Annotated in this window: 17 protein-coding genes; 5 read left to right on the top strand and 12 right to left on the bottom strand. The window is 36.6% G+C overall.

Features of this window, described 5'->3' with window-relative positions; translation table 11 throughout:
- Positions 1-429, top strand: coding sequence for a Mov34/MPN/PAD-1 family protein (locus PQ963_08055; GenBank protein ID MEN4029614.1), 429 nt, complete (start codon positions 1-3; stop codon positions 427-429).
- A gap of 15 nt (positions 430-444) precedes the next feature.
- Here the strand turns inward: PQ963_08055 and serA are convergent, their stop codons facing one another.
- Positions 445-2022 (bottom strand): phosphoglycerate dehydrogenase, encoded by a 1578-nt coding sequence (gene serA, locus PQ963_08050; protein ID MEN4029613.1) that lies wholly within the window; start codon positions 2020-2022, stop codon positions 445-447.
- 184 nt (positions 2023-2206) lie between these two features.
- On the opposite strand from serA, the gene PQ963_08045 reads away from it, so the two are divergent.
- The 3 genes from PQ963_08045 to PQ963_08035 all read left to right on the top strand — a co-directional run bounded on the left by PQ963_08045 (position 2207) and on the right by PQ963_08035 (position 4862).
- On the top strand, positions 2207-3697 hold the full coding sequence (locus tag PQ963_08045) for a trehalose-6-phosphate synthase (protein ID MEN4029612.1): 1491 nt from the start codon (positions 2207-2209) through the stop codon (positions 3695-3697).
- Between the two features lie 67 nt (positions 3698-3764).
- A complete protein-coding gene (locus PQ963_08040; GenBank protein ID MEN4029611.1) occupies positions 3765-4100 on the top strand; it encodes a heavy metal-binding domain-containing protein in 336 nt (111 codons plus the stop codon).
- 12 nt (positions 4101-4112) lie between these two features.
- The gene (locus PQ963_08035) at positions 4113-4862 is read left to right on the top strand and encodes a hypothetical protein (GenBank protein MEN4029610.1); all 750 of its coding nucleotides are present in this window, start codon (positions 4113-4115) and stop codon (positions 4860-4862) included.
- A gap of 23 nt (positions 4863-4885) precedes the next feature.
- On the opposite strand, the gene PQ963_08030 is transcribed toward PQ963_08035, so the two are convergent.
- The 3 genes from PQ963_08030 to PQ963_08020 are packed head-to-tail and all read right to left on the bottom strand — an operon-like array spanning position 4886 to position 7786.
- Positions 4886-5425 carry a DUF2115 domain-containing protein gene (locus PQ963_08030; GenBank protein MEN4029609.1) on the bottom strand — a complete coding sequence of 180 codons (540 nt, stop codon included), beginning with the start codon at positions 5423-5425 and terminating at the stop codon, positions 4886-4888.
- Positions 5426-5444: 19 nt separating this feature from the next.
- Positions 5445-5672, bottom strand: coding sequence for a DUF2115 family protein (locus PQ963_08025; GenBank protein MEN4029608.1), 228 nt, complete (start codon positions 5670-5672; stop codon positions 5445-5447).
- A 23-nt stretch (positions 5673-5695) separates the two neighbouring features.
- The gene (locus PQ963_08020) at positions 5696-7786 is read right to left on the bottom strand and encodes a DEAD/DEAH box helicase (protein ID MEN4029607.1); all 2091 of its coding nucleotides are present in this window, start codon (positions 7784-7786) and stop codon (positions 5696-5698) included.
- A 263-nt stretch (positions 7787-8049) separates the two neighbouring features.
- Here PQ963_08020 and PQ963_08015 point away from each other — a divergent pair, with 263 nt between their 5' ends.
- Positions 8050-8403, top strand: coding sequence for a DUF5518 domain-containing protein (locus PQ963_08015; GenBank protein ID MEN4029606.1), 354 nt, complete (start codon positions 8050-8052; stop codon positions 8401-8403).
- Positions 8404-8421: 18 nt separating this feature from the next.
- On the opposite strand, the gene moaC is transcribed toward PQ963_08015, so the two are convergent.
- The 8 genes from moaC to PQ963_07975 form a co-directional block, all read right to left on the bottom strand.
- A complete protein-coding gene (gene moaC, locus PQ963_08010) occupies positions 8422-8889 on the bottom strand; it encodes a cyclic pyranopterin monophosphate synthase MoaC (protein MEN4029605.1) in 468 nt (155 codons plus the stop codon).
- A gap of 115 nt (positions 8890-9004) precedes the next feature.
- Positions 9005-10132, bottom strand: a complete 1128-nt coding sequence (gene cbiD / locus PQ963_08005) for a cobalt-precorrin-5B (C(1))-methyltransferase CbiD (GenBank protein MEN4029604.1) — start codon at positions 10130-10132, stop codon at positions 9005-9007.
- Positions 10129-10389: an MJ0307 family thioredoxin gene (locus PQ963_08000; protein ID MEN4029603.1), complete on the bottom strand. Its 261-nt coding sequence runs from the start codon at positions 10387-10389 to the stop codon at positions 10129-10131. The genes cbiD and PQ963_08000 overlap by 4 nt, the downstream gene beginning before the upstream one ends.
- A 109-nt stretch (positions 10390-10498) precedes the next feature.
- Entirely contained in the window at positions 10499-11416 is a 918-nt protein-coding gene (sppA, locus tag PQ963_07995) for a signal peptide peptidase SppA (GenBank protein ID MEN4029602.1), read from the bottom strand.
- 137 nt (positions 11417-11553) lie between these two features.
- Positions 11554-11889 (bottom strand): DUF2149 domain-containing protein, encoded by a 336-nt coding sequence (locus PQ963_07990; GenBank protein MEN4029601.1) that lies wholly within the window; start codon positions 11887-11889, stop codon positions 11554-11556.
- Positions 11855-12523, bottom strand: a complete 669-nt coding sequence (locus tag PQ963_07985; GenBank protein MEN4029600.1) for a MotA/TolQ/ExbB proton channel family protein — start codon at positions 12521-12523, stop codon at positions 11855-11857. Before PQ963_07985 ends, PQ963_07990 begins: the two co-directional genes overlap by 35 nt.
- 11 nt (positions 12524-12534) lie before the next feature.
- The gene (locus PQ963_07980) at positions 12535-13242 is read right to left on the bottom strand and encodes a DUF2162 domain-containing protein (GenBank protein MEN4029599.1); all 708 of its coding nucleotides are present in this window, start codon (positions 13240-13242) and stop codon (positions 12535-12537) included.
- Between the two features lie 229 nt (positions 13243-13471).
- Complete coding sequence (locus PQ963_07975) at positions 13472-17731, bottom strand: cobaltochelatase subunit CobN (GenBank protein MEN4029598.1); 4260 nt, start codon at positions 17729-17731, stop codon at positions 13472-13474.
- Positions 17732-18028 lie beyond the last annotated feature (297 nt).

Genomic DNA, 18028 nt, shown 5'->3' with positions numbered 1-18028 from the left:
ATGAAACTCAACGATATCTTAGGAAAAATTTTGGGGACTTCCAGACAGGAAATTAAAGAGGTACATGTTGACAGAGAAGTTATAGAAGAGATAATGAATATTGCTAAGGAATCATATCCAGATGAGTTCATGGCCCTTCTGGAGGGTAAAATTGAAGGACACGTGCTTAGAGTAACAGGGCTGATCTTTCTTCCAGTTGAAACTTCAAACGAAGGCGCAGTAATGCAGGTTTTCATGCAGCCCCTTACCACCAATTCCATTGGATCAGTTCACAGCCATCCAGGCTACAGTGCAGGTCCCTCAGATGCAGATTTACACTTTTTTTCTAAAAAAGGTATTTTTCACATGATTATTGCTGAACCATATGATAGGGAAAGCATAATAGCTTATGACACTTTTGGAAATATGGTTGATTTTAAAGTAATCTAAGCATTTATACTTTTTTTAAAGCTGGACATAAACTGCATCATAAACATGCTCCAATGCCCTGATTTCGTCAACCACTTCTGCTGGAACCATCTGGTCGACTGTTATAACCATTACAGCTTCTTCACCAGGGGCTTCTCTACCGACCTGCATTTTAGCGATGTTTATTCCATGTTCTCCGAGTTTGGTTCCAATTGTACCGATACTTCCCGGAATATCTTTATATCTTGCTATAACCATTGTCCCTTCAGGTTTCACGTTGACCCAGTATTCATCAATTCTTACAATCCTTGGTTCTTTAGTAGCAGTGCCTTCAATGCTTAACTCCCCTTCATCTGACTTAATTTTAACTTTTATGAGACTTTTATATCCTTCTGCTTCACTTCTTTTACTTTCTGTAATGACCACACCCCTTTTTTTAGCAATTGTAGGCGCATTTATCATGTTTACAGGCTCTGTAAGGATAGAATTTAATATTTCTTTTAATACAGTTCTACTCAATATGTCTATTCTTGGAAAGTCCCCTAATTCTCCACAATATGTTACATCAACTTCAGTGATGTTTCCTTTTGCAGCCTGAATAAGGAAATTTGCTAATTTCTCAGAAAGCTTAAGATAGGGTTTAATGATCTGGAAGGTTTCTGGATCCAAAACAGGCATGTTTAAAACATTTTTAGGTGCTTCACCCATGAATACCTTCTTAACTTCATTTGCAACGATTAATGCAGCGTCCCTTTGCGCTTCTTTAGTGGAAGCACCAATATGTGGAGTTGCAACTAAATTATCCAGTTTTAAAAGTGGGCTACCTTCTGGAGGCTCGTTTTCAAACACATCCAGCCCTGCACCTGCAATTTTACCTTCTTTAAGGGCCAGGTAAAGATCATCTTCATTAATTATACCCCCCCTTGCACAGTTTACTATAATTGCATTTTCTTTCATTATTTTAAATTCTTCTTTTGCTATGAAGTGTTTTGTTTCAGGAGTGAGCGGTACGTGTATTGTCATCACATCGGAGTTTTTAAGTAAGTAATCAAATCCAACAACAGTCACTCCAAGCTCTGCTCCTGCTTCTTCTGTTATGTAGGGGTCATAGACCAGTATTTCCATTCCAAATGCCTTGGCCCGTATTGCAACCTGGGTTCCAATTCTACCCATACCTATGATCCCCAGAGTCTTGCCGTTTAGCTCTATCCCCATGAAACTGCTTTTTTCCCATTTTCCTTCTTTAACTGACCGGTCAGCTATGGAAATTTTTCTTGCAAGTGACATTATAAGCCCCATGGCATGTTCTGCAACAGTGATGGACGTTGATTCAGGTGCATTTACCACCATTATTCCTCTTTCTGTAGCTGCTTCAACATCAACATTGTCCACACCTACTCCTGCCCTTGCTATTATTTTAAGTTTATCCGCTGCCTCTATTACATCACGAGTAACTTTAGTTCTGCTTCTTACAACAATAGCATCAAAATCTTTAATTTTGTTAATGAGCTCTTCTTGTGTAATTGAAGTGTCTACCACGACTTCGGCAACATCTTCAAGCTCTTTAATTCCTTTTTCGTTTATTTGATCAGCTATAATTACTCTTTGTTCCATTTTTTCACCAGTATCATTTCTCTAAATTTGTTAAACTAATAGAACTACTTTATAGATAATAGTATAAAAGAATTTAAACTATTTTTCTTATTCTGTTTTTTATTTTTTCTATAAATGAAAATTAATTTAAATTAGTTGTTATATAATATTAATAAAGTTATATCGTTAAAATGGAGGAACTAAAATGTCACAGAATAAAACCCGTGAAGAGATAAAGACGTTTTTAATGGATAAAAACTTAATTGTTGCCTCAAACAGAGGGCCTGTAGAATTTTATCTAAATAAGGGGAAAATAGAAATGAAAAGAGGTGCTGGAGGACTTGTATCTACTTTACTTCCATTTATGAGCGAAGTTGAAGGAACATGGGTTGCAAGCGCCATGACAGACGGTGATAGAGAAGTGGCAGGAAAATATGAGAAATGTCTGGTGCCAGTTCCTGAGGAAAATCCAGATTTTTGTGTTTCTTTTGTCGTGGTGGATCAGGAGATTTATAAAGATTATTACAGTATCATTAGCAACCCGCTTCTCTGGTTTGTTCAGCATTACATGTGGAATACTCCATATGTACCTGTAATTGACGATAAAATGCATAAAGCATGGCATGATAGTTATGTGTATGTAAACAAAATGTTTGCAGAAAAAATAATTGAAGAAGCTGAAACAGATGAAAGAAAACCCCTTATTATGTTACAGGACTATCACCTTTACACATGTCCTGGATATATCAGAGAAAAGATTGATGATGTTTTTTTAAGCCATTTTGTACATATTCCATGGCCACAATCAGAATATTTTGGAATATTACCAGAATATATGCAGGAAGCAATTGTTAAAGGACTATTATCTAATGATATCCTGGGATTACATGTAAAAAAATATGTAATGAATTTTCTTTACACCTCTGAGCCGTATGTGGACAAAGTGGACTATGAAAAAGGTTTAATATGGTATGATGGGCGTGTTATTTCTGTAAAACATTACCCTATATCTGTTGATGATAAAAAATTATTAGAAAATTCTAAAAGTTCAGAAGTGCTCAAAAAAGAAGAATTAATCAGGCAGATTAAAGGGGATTGCTTTTTAATATACAGGACGGATAGAGCTGATCTAAGTAAGAATATAATCAGAGGATTTATGGCTTATGAACTGTTCCTGCAAAAACATCCAGAATTTCACGGGAAAGTCAAATTTTTATCTACAGGAATGCCCACAAGACAGCAGATCAAAGAATACTGCGATTATAAGGATGAAACTTACAAAATGATTGATTCAATCAATGAAAGATACTCAAAAGATGGCTGGAAACCAATTGAACAGATTTTCAAGGCAGATTATAACCTTGTAACTGCTGCATTTAAACATTATGATTGCTTACTTGTAAATCCCATAGTAGACGGCATGAATATCGTTGCAAAGGAAGGACCAGTGGTAAACGAGAACAGCGGTGTTTTAATAATGTCAAACGGAGCTGGCTCCTACGAAGAGCTTAAAGATAATTCTATCACGGTTAATGCTTATGATATCACCCAAACAGCAGATGCAATTTACAGGGCAATTATGATGAGTCCTGAAGAGAGAGAACGTCTTATTGAAGGACTTAAAAAAACTGTGCATGAAAGAAATGTTTATACCTGGATGCATGAACAGTTCCAGGATATTAAACAGCTTTTTTAAAAAATATTCAAAAACTATTTTAGGGATTGAATAAATAATCTGTTTAATATAAGCTGGAGGCACTGATATGAAAATAGATGAATTCATTGTTGTTAGTTCTAATTATGTGCCCGGATATAAAGCATATGAAACTCTTGGCTTTGTATATGGATTAACTGTAAGAAGCAGGGGTCTGGGAGGACAAATAGGTGCAGGAATACGTTCCATGTTCGGTGGAGAAATCAAAGAATACGTTAAAATGATGGAACAGTCCAGAGATGAAGCACTTAACCGGATGGTTGACCATGCTAAATCCATGGGCGCCAATGCAGTTATAAGTGTTCGTTTTGATTCAAATGACATATCAGATATAATGCAGGAAATTTTAGCCTATGGTACTGCAGTTAAAGTGGAAAAGGAATAAATTGGGAATAAAATGTTTGAAGGAACTATTAAAATCAGGGACATGGAGATACCAAGAACACTTCTTGGAACATCTCCATTTATAGGAGCTGCTCACTTTGGACATCGGTCAAGATTATACCAGTTAGATCTCTATGATAAACCTGAAAACATAACAAAAATAATTAAAAAGTCATATGAACTTGGAATTACAGGTATTCAACTTATACCATACGAACCTGTGGTCAAAGCCCTTAAATGGGCCATTAAAGATGGCTGCAAGTTAAATATTGTCGGTACCGTAAGATCTGGATGTGAAAGTGAGGATATTGAGCTTTTAAATGAGTTTGGAGCAAGTTCAATGCTTATTCATGATGCAGTGACTGATGAGTTAGATTATGAATATTTAGCAGGGAAACTTGAAGATATCAGCCAAACAGGTGCAATTGCAGGTCTTGCAACACAAAGACCATTTAATACCACAAAAAACCTGTTAAAGTCACCAGTACTTGATTTATTTGAAGTTTATATGATACCCATAAATAAAACAGGTTATCTTATGGATACTGACTTTTTTATGGATAAAGAACGCGCTGAACTTGGAGAATTGATAAAAAAAATAGATAAAACAATTATTGCAAATAGAACACTTGCTGCAGGAATTTTAACTCCTGAAGATGGTTTTAATTACATAAAAACAGTTGAATTCATAGATATTGTGGCTGTAGGGGTCGCATCTGAGGCTGAAGCTGAAGAAACGTTCAAATTATTAGTGGGTAAATAATATAATTCTGCTGATGTCTCCGATTATTTGCTAATTACATTTTTATCCTGTTTTGAAACGCAGAATCTGCACAAAGCGCCAGGAGTATTCAACTGTTTTTCCTTTACAGGACATAAATATTCTCCATTTTTAAATCTAACTTTAAATCCTCCTGGAAATGAAGTCCCAACCGGGTGGATTGACGCTTCTAATATAAATGTAGTATAAATGGAAACAATTTTTGCTAAACGAAGAAAATAAAGCTCCTGTCTGATACTGGATTCCTTTATCTGCTTTTCAAGTACATCTATAAACTCTTTAAGCTTATTATTATCAACATATCCACTGTATTCCTCTTTGTCTTCTTTTATGTCTTTAAAACGATTTATAAATGCTCTGGTGAATCTTTCAACAAATTCTTCTCTGTAACCTGCCTGCATGTACTTTGCATCTTCCTGAATGAATGTAGAGGCCATCATTATGTCATACATGTGAATTCGTGAGGCTTCCTTCTTTAAAACGTCCAGAAGCTCTTTTTTTGAAATTTTCTTTGAAAAGTCAAGATCTTCAATAGTTTCAGCCATAATAAACCTCAAAAAATTATTAGAGCATATCCTCATCCTGTTCAGCAATGCAAAATCCGCAAACAGCCCGGGGATTATTTTTCTGATTTTCTTTTACAGGGCATAAATATTTTCTGTCTTCTCTTAAGAAATTACAGGCCTTCATAATTTCTATTATTGGGATATCTGAGGCTTCTTTCTTTAGGATAATTAAAAGTTCATTTTTTTCAATTTTCTTTGAAAAATCAAGACTTTCTAGTCCTAACATATAAATCTCTTATATAATATTGATTAAGGCTCAAACTTGACGAATTCTTCTTTACCAAACTTCTTCATAATTGATTCAGCAGTTTTAGGCCCTATTCCATCTATTTTAAGAAGTTCATCCATTGAAACATATCTTAAATCACTTCCAAATGCATCTACAAGTGCGCGCGCACGTTTTCGTCCAAGTCGTTTAACGCTTACAACAAGTGGAATGATATCTTCACGAACTCCATGGTAAAGACGTGCTGATAGCTTATCAAGGTCGCTGGAGTATGAATAACTGTTTAAAACATGACAGATTTCTTTAAAGAATTTTACCATTCGCGATGCTTCATAAGCCGCCCTTCTTGTGGTTGCAGCATACACATTAAATGCATTCTCAATTTCATATTCACTTTTCTCATCTATCCATTCTAAAAGAGCTGCTGCTGTGGCTTCATCATTGCCAATATCGCATGCAAAGATTCCAGAGCCGTTTAATTTATCCATTACAGGTTCTTTGCTCTTACGGCTTTTAAATGAAATTTTAGGCATGTCCGGAGTCCTTGAAATATCATAAATAAGTTGATATATATCAATATCTCCTCTTTTTGCATATTCTTTAAGTCTAACTGCTGTTTCTACAGAATAGTTGCTTCTTGCAATTAAATTACCCAAATCTGTGGCTTTAAGCCCTTCTGGAGTTAGTTGAATAATTCCATTGTGAACAAGGAATTCAAGGGCGTTATTTATCTCGTATTCCATGGTATCAACTGAAAGAGTGCCAAAAAAATCGTTGGTATTCATCTGGAAACCATAAAATGTTTTACCAAAAAATTCAATGATATCATGTGGGTTTTTAGCAAGTGAAGATGCAATTTGAGCTATTATCTGCCTGTAAACAGCATCTTTATTCTCTATCAGTTTGGAGTTTGTTAATTCTATTTCTCCATGAATATAATGATCTTTTAAATTATAAGCTTCATCTAACGTTTTAGCAATTAAATAAGAATATCCTTCAGTATCATAGCCCGGCCGACCTGCACGACCTGACATTTGCTCATAATCAAACACAGGAATACTTTGAGGTCCCTGTGATGTCCAGCGAGTGTAATCTCTTATTATAACGTTTTTAGATGGAAGATTTACTCCATACATGAGGCTTGGAGTGGCAGTTATCATTAAAAGGTTACCTGCACGGAACTCTTCTTCAATTATCTGGCGTTGCTTATCAAAAAGGCCTGCATGGTGGAATGCTACACCATTTTGGGCGTATTCTGCAAGTTTTAAACAAATAGAAGTTGGCTGTGATCCTTTTTTTCTTGGAACATCCAGTATTTTTTCAGCTACAGCTCTAAAAGCCAGTTTTTTATCTTTTGGAATCTTTTTCTTGATTTTTCCAGAGATATAATTTGCAAGAGACTCTGTAAACCTGCGGGTAGATACAAAAACAAGGATCTGGGATGAATCTTCAATGGATTCATTCAAAACACGTAAAACGATGTCATTCTTGTTTTTTAATCCATATTCTTCAGTTATGAGTATATCTTTATAGAGGGGAACTGGTCTGTAATCATGCTCCACAACTTCTGCATTTAACCAGCTTGAAAGCTCCTGCATATTCTTGAGCGTTGCTGAAAGTGCAATAATTCTAAGAGAAGGGTTTATTATTTTTGATCGACTTATCGCACATTCAATTGTCGGACCTCGAGAATATTCACCAATCATGTGAAATTCATCAATAATTAGAAGATCAATTTCACGAAGAGTGTTCCATGAAAATCTTGTTATTGCATCAAATGATTCAAAGACCATTACTGATAAATCCGCGGAACCTGGATGCTTTCCTACTTTGATATCAAATTTTTCAAACTTTTTAAATTCTGCAAGCTTTTCATTCTGAATTGATATTAAGGGAGCAGCATATACCACTTTACCTCCCTTTAAAATCGTATTTAATGCTGTAATTAATCCAAGAAGTGTTTTTCCACTTGCAGTTGGAATAGCTATTATGTAATTAGAGTTATTTTCAAGTAATCCTGAATCTACAACTGCTTTTTGAGCAGGGTTAAGCTCTTTGATTTGAGGATAGCAATCAGCGATTATATCTTTGATTTCTGGATTTAGTGTTTCCATAGTTTTAGTAGTTTCCAATACTTTTTATATTATTCTGTGAGTTTTTAATCACAAAGTTGTATATAACAAAAATTCTTAAATGTAGAACAAATTATACAGGTAATAAGTTAAAATTAGAAAGATAAAACCTGAAATCATTCCAGTAATTCCAGCATGTTTCTAACAGGCAATTACCTTTATTTTAAAGGGATTTTCAGGATTAAAAAGAAAAATATATTAAAAAGTAAGAACATAATAATAATTTATCTAAAGGAGGTATTTAAATGGTAAACTGGGGAGCAGTAGTAATTGGGTTTATTTTATCCATTATATTGCCTGCATTATTTGGCTTTGCAGGTGCGATAGGCTTTTATTTTGGATTGTTTGTAGCAGGCTTGATTGTTGGTTTAATGGTCGGCGGCGGAGTCTTGAATGGTGCCTGGAATGCAGCCGTAGCCGGTGCTTTTGGAGGAATAGTGCTTGCTGTGCTGATCGTAATTGGTGGAGCATTGTTTGCAGGTATTGCAGGGTTTTTAGCAGGACTTGCAGCCGGAATAATACTTGTTGTTATATCCATCATCCAGTCTTTGATCCTGATGGGAATTGGTGGCGCTATTGGTGGAGCAGTAAAAAGTTAAAAATAAAAGATAAGTCAATTATTTTTTCTCTTTTTTAACAACAACAATGTCAGAAATTTTAGTTGAAGGATATTGGCCGTTTTCATCTTTTTCGACACTTTTTACCATGTCCCAGATGGTTAAAAGTGCTACACTTGCTCCTGTAAGTGCTTCCATTTCAACGCCGGTTTTTCCAAGGGACGTAACACTGATTTCAACTTCAATATCTTCACTATTTACATTAAACCCCACATCAACCCCTGTAATTTTAAGGGAGTGGCACAAGGGAATAAGATGATGTGTTGACTTTACAGCACTTATAGCTGCAATTTGGGCTGTTGTAAGCACATTACCCTTCTTTATTTCCTCATTTTCAATGAGCCTGATGGTTTCTTTTTGCAGATCTATTTTACCCTTTGCTATAGCAGTTCTTTTTACAACTGGTTTATCTGATACTTCTACCATGTGAACACCTTTTTTTGAAAGGTGGGTGAATGATTTTTCCATGATTTTCAGCTCCAATCTATTAAATACAGATGATTTTAAATGTAATTAGATCAGTTTAAATGCATATCATTAATTAAAAGAAGCAGTTATGAATTTATGTTTAATTAATAGGATTTCAGGGCTTGTTAAGGATCCTACCATCCATTCTAACAATAATAACATCAAAATCTATTTCCACTCTTTCCTGACATTTTTCTTTAACAGCTTCTCCTATCCTACTAAAAACGTCCAGAGTCATGTTTTCTCTATCTAAAATATCTATCATATCCTCAGTGGTTTTTGATCTAAAAATTTGATCTATTAATTGTCTGTCAGCACCTGAAAGTCCGCAGTAAGCCGCTATTATTTCACGTCTTCCATCTGCAACACTGTTTTTGGTGTTAAATATTCCAGCCGCAATTTTAACGATTTTTCCAGCGTGTCCCAGCAATGTAATTTTACAAACTCCCTTCTTTTGGGCTTTATCAAGCATAAAACCCACAAAGTTTCCCATCTGGACTATCTGGTCTTCATTAACATCTAAAATTTCCTTTGCAATTCGTTCTCCAATATTTCCCGGGACAAAAATCAGATCTTTGAATTCTTCAGCAACTGCAACATCAATCTGGCATGCTAAGGACTTTTTATAAGCATTAGAAGACATGGGGCGAGCAATACCTGTTGTTCCAAGTATTGAAATTCCTCCTGTAATTCCAAGACGGGAGTTCATAGTTTTTTTTGCAATTTCTTCTCCACGGGGCACAAAAATAGTTACTTCAGCCCCTTTTCCATCAGGGAGAACTTTTTGGAGGTTAGATTTTATCATCTGCATAGGAACTGGATTTATGGAGTGTTTACCAACAGGAACCTGAAGGCCAGGCTTTGTTACAACACCCACCCCTTTACCGCCTTTCACTGTTATTTTGTTAAAATCATTGATCCTGACATCAGCACATATTTTAAGGTTCTTGGTAACATCAGGGTCGTTATAGGGCATTTTGATTATGCATGCCCTTCCAGAATTAGAATTTAATTTTTTAAAACAGTAAACATCAATATCAAGTTTTCCAAAAGGAGAATCAACAGTTACAGCAGGTATCTTCTTATTTTTCAGGGATAAAAATGCAGCAAGAGCCGCAGCTGCTGCACCGCTTCCTGTAGTAATCCCATAAGGAGGATTTTGTTTTTTTTCAGTTAATTTCCCCAGATTATAGTTTTTTGACCCTCCAAGAAAAGATTCACTGTGAACTTCCATTTTTTTCATCGAACAATTTCTTCTTTAATTGCTTTTTCCAGTTCTTCCTTTAAAGGAGCACCAACAAATTTAATAACGCCGTTAATAGCAACGGCAGGAACTGCCATTAAGCCGTATTCAACTGCTTTTTCCCGGTTTTTCATGATATCAATTTTTTCAACTTCAATATCGTCCTGCATTTCTTTTTTTACCGCATCTACAACGTCAATAGCCATAGGGCAGTATGGGCATGAAGGAGATGTAAATACTTCAACTTTAACAACCATAACTTAACCTCCAGGTATTCGGGTTAATTCAATTATTTTAAAATTCTATATTTTTTTAAGTATAACTTACTTATTTGATTTTATTTGATTTAAATTTAATTGTCACTTTTTAATAAAATAAATTTTGAAGATTATCATTTTTAATTATACTCCCAATTCCCCTGCCCACAGAGTAACCAATTTTAGATGATAAACCACTTAAAATATCTTCAATTGTCTGCGGCCGGGTCATGGTTACAACCTCGTATTGCTCCCCAATTCCAATTCCTCCAAGCTCTGCTGCAATATCCAGAGCCTGATCCTTTCCACCGGTTTCGTCAATTAATTTAAGTTCCTTTGCCTGTGCGCCTGTGAATACCTGTCCTTCAGCTAAACTTCTCACGTGGTTAATGTCTAATTTTCTGTTTTCTGCAATAATGGAAATGAAATTATTATGTTCTTCATTGATCATATCCTGGAGCATTTGCTTTTCTTCACCGGTTAAATCTCTGTAATTAGCACCCATGTCCTTAAATCTACCTGCTTTAATGGAGTATATATCAACTCCAATGGCTTTATAAAGATCAGAGAGATCTGTTAGGGTTATTATAACGCCTATGCTTCCAACCCATGATGATCTACTTGCAACAACCTTATCTGCTCCTGATGCTACAAGATAGGCACCTGATGCTCCTGTATCACTTATCCATGCTACAACGGGCTTGCTACAATTTTTAACAGCTTCCATGATTTCTGTACTTGCAACTGGTGTTCCTCCCGGACTATTTATATCCAGAAGGATTGCATTTATGGTGGGGTCTTCTTCAGCATCTTTAATCTGATCTTTTATTGTATCTGGACTGGTAATACTTCCACCAAGTATATCTGAAGATGCATAACCTATTTCACCCTGGATAGGTATGACTGCAACTGTTCCTCCAAATATGGGACCAATAGGACCCATCATTAAACCTACACCTACTAAAAGTATAAACAGGGCAAAAAGCCCAGCTACACCAAGTATCAGTAATTTGATATTTTTATCCATAGAAAATCACGTTGAAATATTGTAGAACTTAAAGATCAAATCAACTGAACTGAAATATGATTTCAGTATATATATAAATGTTTCTATTTGATATTATAATTTTAAAAAATAATAATTTAAAGGGCTTAAAAAAGGAATTATCCTTCTATCATGATTAGTTTACCTGTTTTAGGGTCTTTGTACACTCTTCCCATTTCAACAAACCCTTCTCCTTCGCCTGATTGAATTTGGGGTGTGTTGTTTAATTCTTTTCCCTGCTGTATTTCAGCTGCTTTCTGCATGGCTTCCATGGTCTGTTTTTTCTCTTCTGGTGATGCGTCACTGAACATCACACTCTGCATATTCCAGGATACAACCAGAAATATTAAAAATCCTACAGACAGTACAAGCATGGCGTCTACGAGGTTGGCTGAGCCTGCCATGGGGTCTTCATCTTCTCTATTGAGTAATCGGCGTTTTTGTCTTCGAAGCATCTAAAACCTCCAGAACTGATTCTGATAGTGTTTCCAGGGTGGTGAGGTTGTCCTCATACCAGCGTTTTCTGACCTTGGAAATCACAAAAGCAATACCACCTGCAGCAAGTCCAACTACTGTGGTGTCGAATGCAATTATTATGGCCTGTGCCAGGCCGGCGATGTTTCCAGCACCAAGAGCTGCTAATCCTGGCCCCATAGGTATCAGTGTGCCCATTAGTCCCAGTGTGGGTCCAAGTCTTGTGACCATATCTGTTTTTTCAAGACTTTTAGCTATTTTAAGCTCTTCGTTTTCTATTAATTTTCTTGCCAGAGCTTCTCTGGATTTAGAACCTATATTGCTGGATCCGGCAATTTTTATGAGTATTTCTTTGTGGTTTTGGGGTAAACCACTCTTTTCCACTACTTCCATTATATTTTCTGGGGTGCCCGGATTTGAAATTTCTTTTATAAGTTTTTCCACTTTTCCCGCATCAAAATTGATTCTACCGGAATATTCTGAGATTAAACCTCCAAAATTGATTATTGCATAAACCATGAAGGCTAAAAGCCCCACAATAACCGGTATAAGAAGGCTCTGCGATATCACATGCAAAGCCGCTGCTAACATATCACTTCCAGGAACTACCACCATCATATATCACCTCATTTTTGTATTAAATCACTCTTCTTTTTTGTTATATAAAATCCTGCAAACATCAGTACAAGCACAAATACTGATGCATAGATCAGTGTTTCAGTGGATGGTACATCCATTGGGTTCATAGGGGATTGAAGAACCTTACTTATATTGGGAATAACTATAGCAGACGCTAAAAAGTAAAATCCAACAAAAAGCATGAAATTACCAAGTAAAATAGGGTAAGGCTGCTTTGTAATTCTAACCACTGCACCAGATGCAAAATAAAAAGCCAGTACAGTTATACTTAAAAAAACAGCCACATATTGCCCAACAAATGCTGTTGAAACTCCAATAAATGGGGATGCAAGCACTATTGCTGCTAAAACCGCTCCAAAACAGCAGGGGCAGGGTGCAATCATAGCAGCACACGATGCTTTAGCATGATTTTTACGGTGCACCTTCCATTCTCTGATGGTGTGGAAACCCGCATATATGATAACAAGCGCCATAGCTGTGAATATAGCAAAATTATAATCATACATAACTTTATATACCAGATCGGTGTATCCTGAAATTAAAAATGTCAAAATATATATTCCTGCACCATATCCTGCTGCTATTGCTGCTGTAGCCTTCTTTGAAAGACCGGCGAATCCTGCTGCAAGTCCTATTTTAACACCAAACACCAGGGCTGCTGATAATATTCCCAGTTGCCATAATAATTCTAACATAGTAATCAGTCCAATTTTTACATTTTTAGCATATATAATACTTTCTATTTAATGTTTATTATTACTTTCTGGTTTTATTTAGGCTTATCTGTAATACTAAGCCAATAATTATTACTTTTAAGCTGTATTAAGTCCTATTTTTATTACTTTAATTTGAATGAATCAAATTATAAATTTAAATACCAATTAAAGCTCTATTTAAAAAAATAAAAATGGGGGAAAGAAATTTTTATTTTCTGGACAGTCCTAAGAAGCTTAGGATACTTTCTCTAAAGAACCCTGCACCAAGAAGCAGCAGTATGCCAATTAATCCAGTCGCAACGTAAGTAAGTGTTTTGTCAGGAATGCCAGAAGCGCCAGGATCAGTTTTATCTACCTCATAAGCCTTTTGTCCCTTTTCACCTGTTTCTCCTGCTGATGGTTCCTGTGCAGTTGCTGCTTCTACCTCAGTTGCTGTAGCTCCTGACTGTCCTGGTGAAGCTCCTGGTGTAACTCCTGGTTGTCCGGGTGTATTTGAGGTTGCTGGTAATTGCTGTCCTGGTTCAAATGTTGCTGGAGAACCAGTTACATTTTTAAATCTGTGTCTGGCAATGAATTCATCGAATCGCTTATTAGCACACTGAGCAGCAGAACAACCTGAACCATGCTTTGCAACAGATTCCATATATTGCCTTGTAAGTTCTTGAATGATAGCAGAATCAGCATTCCACCAGCCTCTTTCCACTGTTTCAAGCATCCGCACCATTATTAATTGTTGTGCCCACGGGTTGTTCGCGTCAAAGAATTGATTCATGCCAAGATTGTATTTGTCCTGAATTAGAGTAGCAAACATCTCATTCCACATATCATCTGTGATAATATGTGGTGTGGTAACCTGCCATCCCCATAGATTGGTGATCACATCTGACATCTCTCTGGCTCCACTGAAACCATGCTCCATCAATCCCTTAATCCACCTTGGATTATAAGGTCGGGCTCGAAGCTCTGTTCGAAGCATCCTATCTAATGAAATGATTTTGGTATCTCCATATGGATTGCGTAGATCAGTGATCATCAATTGTGGTTTTCTTCCATCAAGATGTTCAATCGCCATGCTTAGACCGCCCAGGAACTCAAATGGATGATCTGTTGTCAGTAATCCCCAGTTGTTAGATGATCTGCTGAAAATAGCTACATCTGTCTTGCGTAAGATCTGTTCAAAGACAGATCGATTATGTTCTCCCCACATATTTGCAGAATAGATATTACCCATTCGATTGAGGTAGAAACTTGCTAATTCACTTCTTTCACCCCATGTTCCACTGTCTGCAACTGCATTTCCAAGTCCGAGACCATAAGCACCAGATGCTGGTCCAAATATACGGGCTGATGCCAATCTGTTTGCATTTTCATCCGAAACACCATCTTTCATTAACTTATCTCTAAGTTCAAGATAATTGCGCCGTATATGATTTATTTGTCCATTTTCTGTATGATTGGCAACAAGCCGCACCGCCGCATCGATAAGATTAACACGGCATGAAAATGTGTCTCGATAAAGGCAGGTTATAGTGACAACAACATCAATTCGTGGACGACCAAGCTTATCATCAGGGATAAGTCGTAAACCATTAGATACTCTTATATCTGTACGCACACGATTGCTACTGTCCCATACTGGTTCAACACCGAGTGCATAAAGAATCTGTGCTTCTGCAACACCACGATGGCGCATCGTCTCACCTGCAAATAGAATAAATGCTATCTTGTCTGGATACTTTCCATGTGTTGCATTATATTCTTCCAGAAATGCGTGCAGAGTATTTCTTCCAATTTCCCATGAAGTTTTTGTAGGTATTTCTCTTGGATCGAAGGAGTAAAGATTACGTCCAGTAGGCAGACTTTCAGGATTACGAATCGGATCTCCTCCAGAACTTGGAGGAATGAACCCGCCTGAAAGAGCGCTTATAATAGATTTAATTTCACTATCTACAAGCAAGAAGTTCTTAAAATATAATATTCCTTTTTCTAAATCCTTCGTGAGTTTATCTGATGAATTATTGTTCAGTATCTGTCGCTGAATGTCTATAAGTGATGTCTTATTGAGGAGTGCCATATCCAACATATCTTTTGCTCTGGCTCTTGCATCTTCTTCTACTTTGCATTCATAAACTCCTGTTATGTTACCAACCGTTATGATCTCTTTGATAAATACTGGACCGAGCATCTTAAGCACTGTCTCTTTCATAAGTGCCTTATTAGGAATTTCTCCGAGAATATGCAGCCCTACAGGTATCACCTGACTTTCGATCATATGAATGTGTTTGTGGATCATATCAGTAAGATTTAAATCCCACGGAATCCCTTCAAAGCCCGGCATTCCCATCTCTTTATCAATGTTCATATCGATCGCTTTTTTAATGACCTGCCGCCGTTCTCCATCCTGCACAACAGGATCTGGAATTTCTTTGTAATGATGGATCATATCGTGAAGAATTCTCAAATCTCCATGCAAGCCTGCTGCTACCAGTTGTGGTGTCATGTGACTGATGATTACAGCATCGCCACGGCGCTTTGCTATGGTTGCTTCTCCAACATTATCGACGATGTAAGGGTAAATTATAGGAATTTCACCACTCATAAGAGATGGCCAGCAATCTACTGATAGCCCTCTTTCTTTACCTGGCAACCATTCCTGTGTTCCATGTGTACCGAAGTGGATAATTGCATCGATGTTCTGTCGTTGCAGCCAGAGATAAAACGCAATGTACTGGTGATGTGGTGGCATTTTCGCATCATGGTATACAACTCTTTCATCAACAGTTCCTCCGCTTCTGGATGGTTGTGGCATTATCATAATATTACCTGTTCTAACCATAGGGATAACAAAATATGGTTTTCCCTCATGCTTTACTACCATAGAACCATTTGCAGGTTCTCCCCAGAATGCAAGCACCTCTTTCTGTCTATGTTCAGGTATAATATCTTTAAACCATTTTTCATATTCAGAAATTGGGATCAGAACAAGCTTATCTCTATGATTCTGTACCATCATCTCCAAAGTAGATTGAGCCCACATACCGATATTACGGCCGTGTGCTATCATTGCATTTGTAATTTCACTCTCGTTCATTGGATTAACAGTGTATTTTTCACTGTACATTGCACTGAGTAACTGTTCTAAACTTTTGTGGATATTAAGTCCAGCTGCAGCATATTCAAAGTGTATAATAGCAATATTTTTATCTTTATTTTCTTTGTGCTTCAGCAGGGCATGATTTATTGCACGACCAACAAGTCTTGTAATCTGTTCTGGTATAGGCACATCAATCCTTGCTCCAGATTCGTCTATGTGAATACCAGCAATCACCGTAGGGGCAGCAACACCAATCAGTTCTTTCGGTGTAAAAATAAACCCAACATGCGCCAGATCAACACCTCTTGTGGAGTTCTTCCATTCTTCAGGAGTCATCCTTCCAAACATACCTCCTAGTGAAATTCCACCAAGAACGGATACATTAAGCTCTTTAAATTGATCTACCCTCATTTCATCTGGGATGGTCTTAACGACGTTGTGGAAAGATATAACCACGTCAACTAGAGGCTTACTGTCCATGTAAAAGAGCGGAATTTCTGGATTTCTTATGCTTACATCAGTTATCGTGCCACGAACAGGATAAACTATCATTACATTTGCACCGTGTTCCTCAATTTTGCGGACAAATTCATCCATTACATATCCACTTGTAAATTGTGGACATGCAAGAATACCAACAGTTGGTTTAGTTGCGTCGAACCGGTTGTCCGTCCGATTTTTAGCCCATGAAATATAATCTGCAGTGTTATTGAAAAAAAAGCCCGGTGCATTAGGATGATAAATCCCTGGTGTTGGCAGATGTGCAGGAGGATGGATATTGGCTGTTCCATTCATGAACTTTGAATAAGTGTAGTTTAGCAAATTGTGGGCGTTTATGCTGTTGGGGATAGTTCCAAAATGTACCAGATTCTGGAAGTATCCAGATATAAAAGGATGTTGTGTAAGATTTATTGTGCTTATGTTGTGCCCAACACCCATTATTGCAATTTCCGCACCAGCGTCGCGTGCAGATCTAAGTAATGGAAGCATTGCATTTAATTGCTGGGTTGGTGCTCCTCCGTGCCCTCCTGTTTGAACAATGATAACTCTGTATTTTGTAAGGTCTAATGTTTCATTGATATATTCTGCTGCTTTCAGTGTCCGATATATACTTAGATTTACTGGTCTGTCAGCAACAGGTATTTTATCAAATGCCTCGGCAGATCTTAAATCTGCGTCATGTAAAAATATCGCCATCTTTGGTTTTGCTTCTTTTACTTCTACATTTTCACTTTGATTGACTGATGAGTTATTTGACTGTTGTGTTACATTTATGCTTCCAGAATCACCTTCGGTTGTCGCTGCTGCGACTGCTCCGCAAAGAAGCAGTGCGAAAACAAATGTCATTACTATTAAAATCACTTGTCTTCTCATTTTTTCACCTCCTTTTTGTTTGTTATTTTTAAATTATAGATCTCAAACAATAATTTTAGACATACCTAAATTTATTGTTAGGTATACCTAAATAGTTTCATGGTATATATATGTTCCTATAATTTTAAAGTATGAATAATTCAGATTAAAAATAATAACTAAAATTAAAAACCAGGATTTATAGTTAATCGCTAAACTTTTTTAACTTTTGGCATGAATCTTTTAATCCATTCTCTGGCGAATGATAACGATTTAGAGTAATGGATGAAGTATTTTTGGATTAATTTTCTAATTTGA

Source organism: Methanobacterium sp. (genome assembly GCA_039666455.1).
In the GTDB taxonomy this organism is placed as follows: domain Archaea; phylum Methanobacteriota; class Methanobacteria; order Methanobacteriales; family Methanobacteriaceae; genus Methanobacterium_D.
The sequence above is the reverse complement of the archived record's forward strand: the minus strand, read 5'-3'. Positions and strand labels throughout refer to the sequence as shown.

What these genes read in the sequence shown, in the direction of transcription:
- PQ963_08055 (MEN4029614.1), top strand. Translation starts at nt 1, where the DNA reads ATGAAACTCAACGATATCTTAGGAAAAATTTTGGGGACTTCCAGACAG.
- serA (MEN4029613.1), bottom strand. Translation starts at nt 2,022, where the DNA reads ATGGAACAAAGAGTAATTATAGCTGATCAAATAAACGAAAAAGGAATT.
- PQ963_08045 (MEN4029612.1), top strand. Translation starts at nt 2,207, where the DNA reads ATGTCACAGAATAAAACCCGTGAAGAGATAAAGACGTTTTTAATGGAT.
- PQ963_08040 (MEN4029611.1), top strand. Translation starts at nt 3,765, where the DNA reads ATGAAAATAGATGAATTCATTGTTGTTAGTTCTAATTATGTGCCCGGA.
- PQ963_08035 (MEN4029610.1), top strand. Translation starts at nt 4,113, where the DNA reads ATGTTTGAAGGAACTATTAAAATCAGGGACATGGAGATACCAAGAACA.
- PQ963_08030 (MEN4029609.1), bottom strand. Translation starts at nt 5,425, where the DNA reads ATGGCTGAAACTATTGAAGATCTTGACTTTTCAAAGAAAATTTCAAAA.
- PQ963_08025 (MEN4029608.1), bottom strand. Translation starts at nt 5,672, where the DNA reads ATGTTAGGACTAGAAAGTCTTGATTTTTCAAAGAAAATTGAAAAAAAT.
- PQ963_08020 (MEN4029607.1), bottom strand. Translation starts at nt 7,786, where the DNA reads ATGGAAACACTAAATCCAGAAATCAAAGATATAATCGCTGATTGCTAT.
- PQ963_08015 (MEN4029606.1), top strand. Translation starts at nt 8,050, where the DNA reads ATGGTAAACTGGGGAGCAGTAGTAATTGGGTTTATTTTATCCATTATA.
- moaC (MEN4029605.1), bottom strand. Translation starts at nt 8,889, where the DNA reads ATGGAAAAATCATTCACCCACCTTTCAAAAAAAGGTGTTCACATGGTA.
- cbiD (MEN4029604.1), bottom strand. Translation starts at nt 10,132, where the DNA reads ATGAAAAAAATGGAAGTTCACAGTGAATCTTTTCTTGGAGGGTCAAAA.
- PQ963_08000 (MEN4029603.1), bottom strand. Translation starts at nt 10,389, where the DNA reads ATGGTTGTTAAAGTTGAAGTATTTACATCTCCTTCATGCCCATACTGC.
- sppA (MEN4029602.1), bottom strand. Translation starts at nt 11,416, where the DNA reads ATGGATAAAAATATCAAATTACTGATACTTGGTGTAGCTGGGCTTTTT.
- PQ963_07990 (MEN4029601.1), bottom strand. Translation starts at nt 11,889, where the DNA reads ATGCTTCGAAGACAAAAACGCCGATTACTCAATAGAGAAGATGAAGAC.
- PQ963_07985 (MEN4029600.1), bottom strand. Translation starts at nt 12,523, where the DNA reads ATGGTGGTAGTTCCTGGAAGTGATATGTTAGCAGCGGCTTTGCATGTG.
- PQ963_07980 (MEN4029599.1), bottom strand. Translation starts at nt 13,242, where the DNA reads ATGTTAGAATTATTATGGCAACTGGGAATATTATCAGCAGCCCTGGTG.
- PQ963_07975 (MEN4029598.1), bottom strand. Translation starts at nt 17,731, where the DNA reads ATGAGAAGACAAGTGATTTTAATAGTAATGACATTTGTTTTCGCACTG.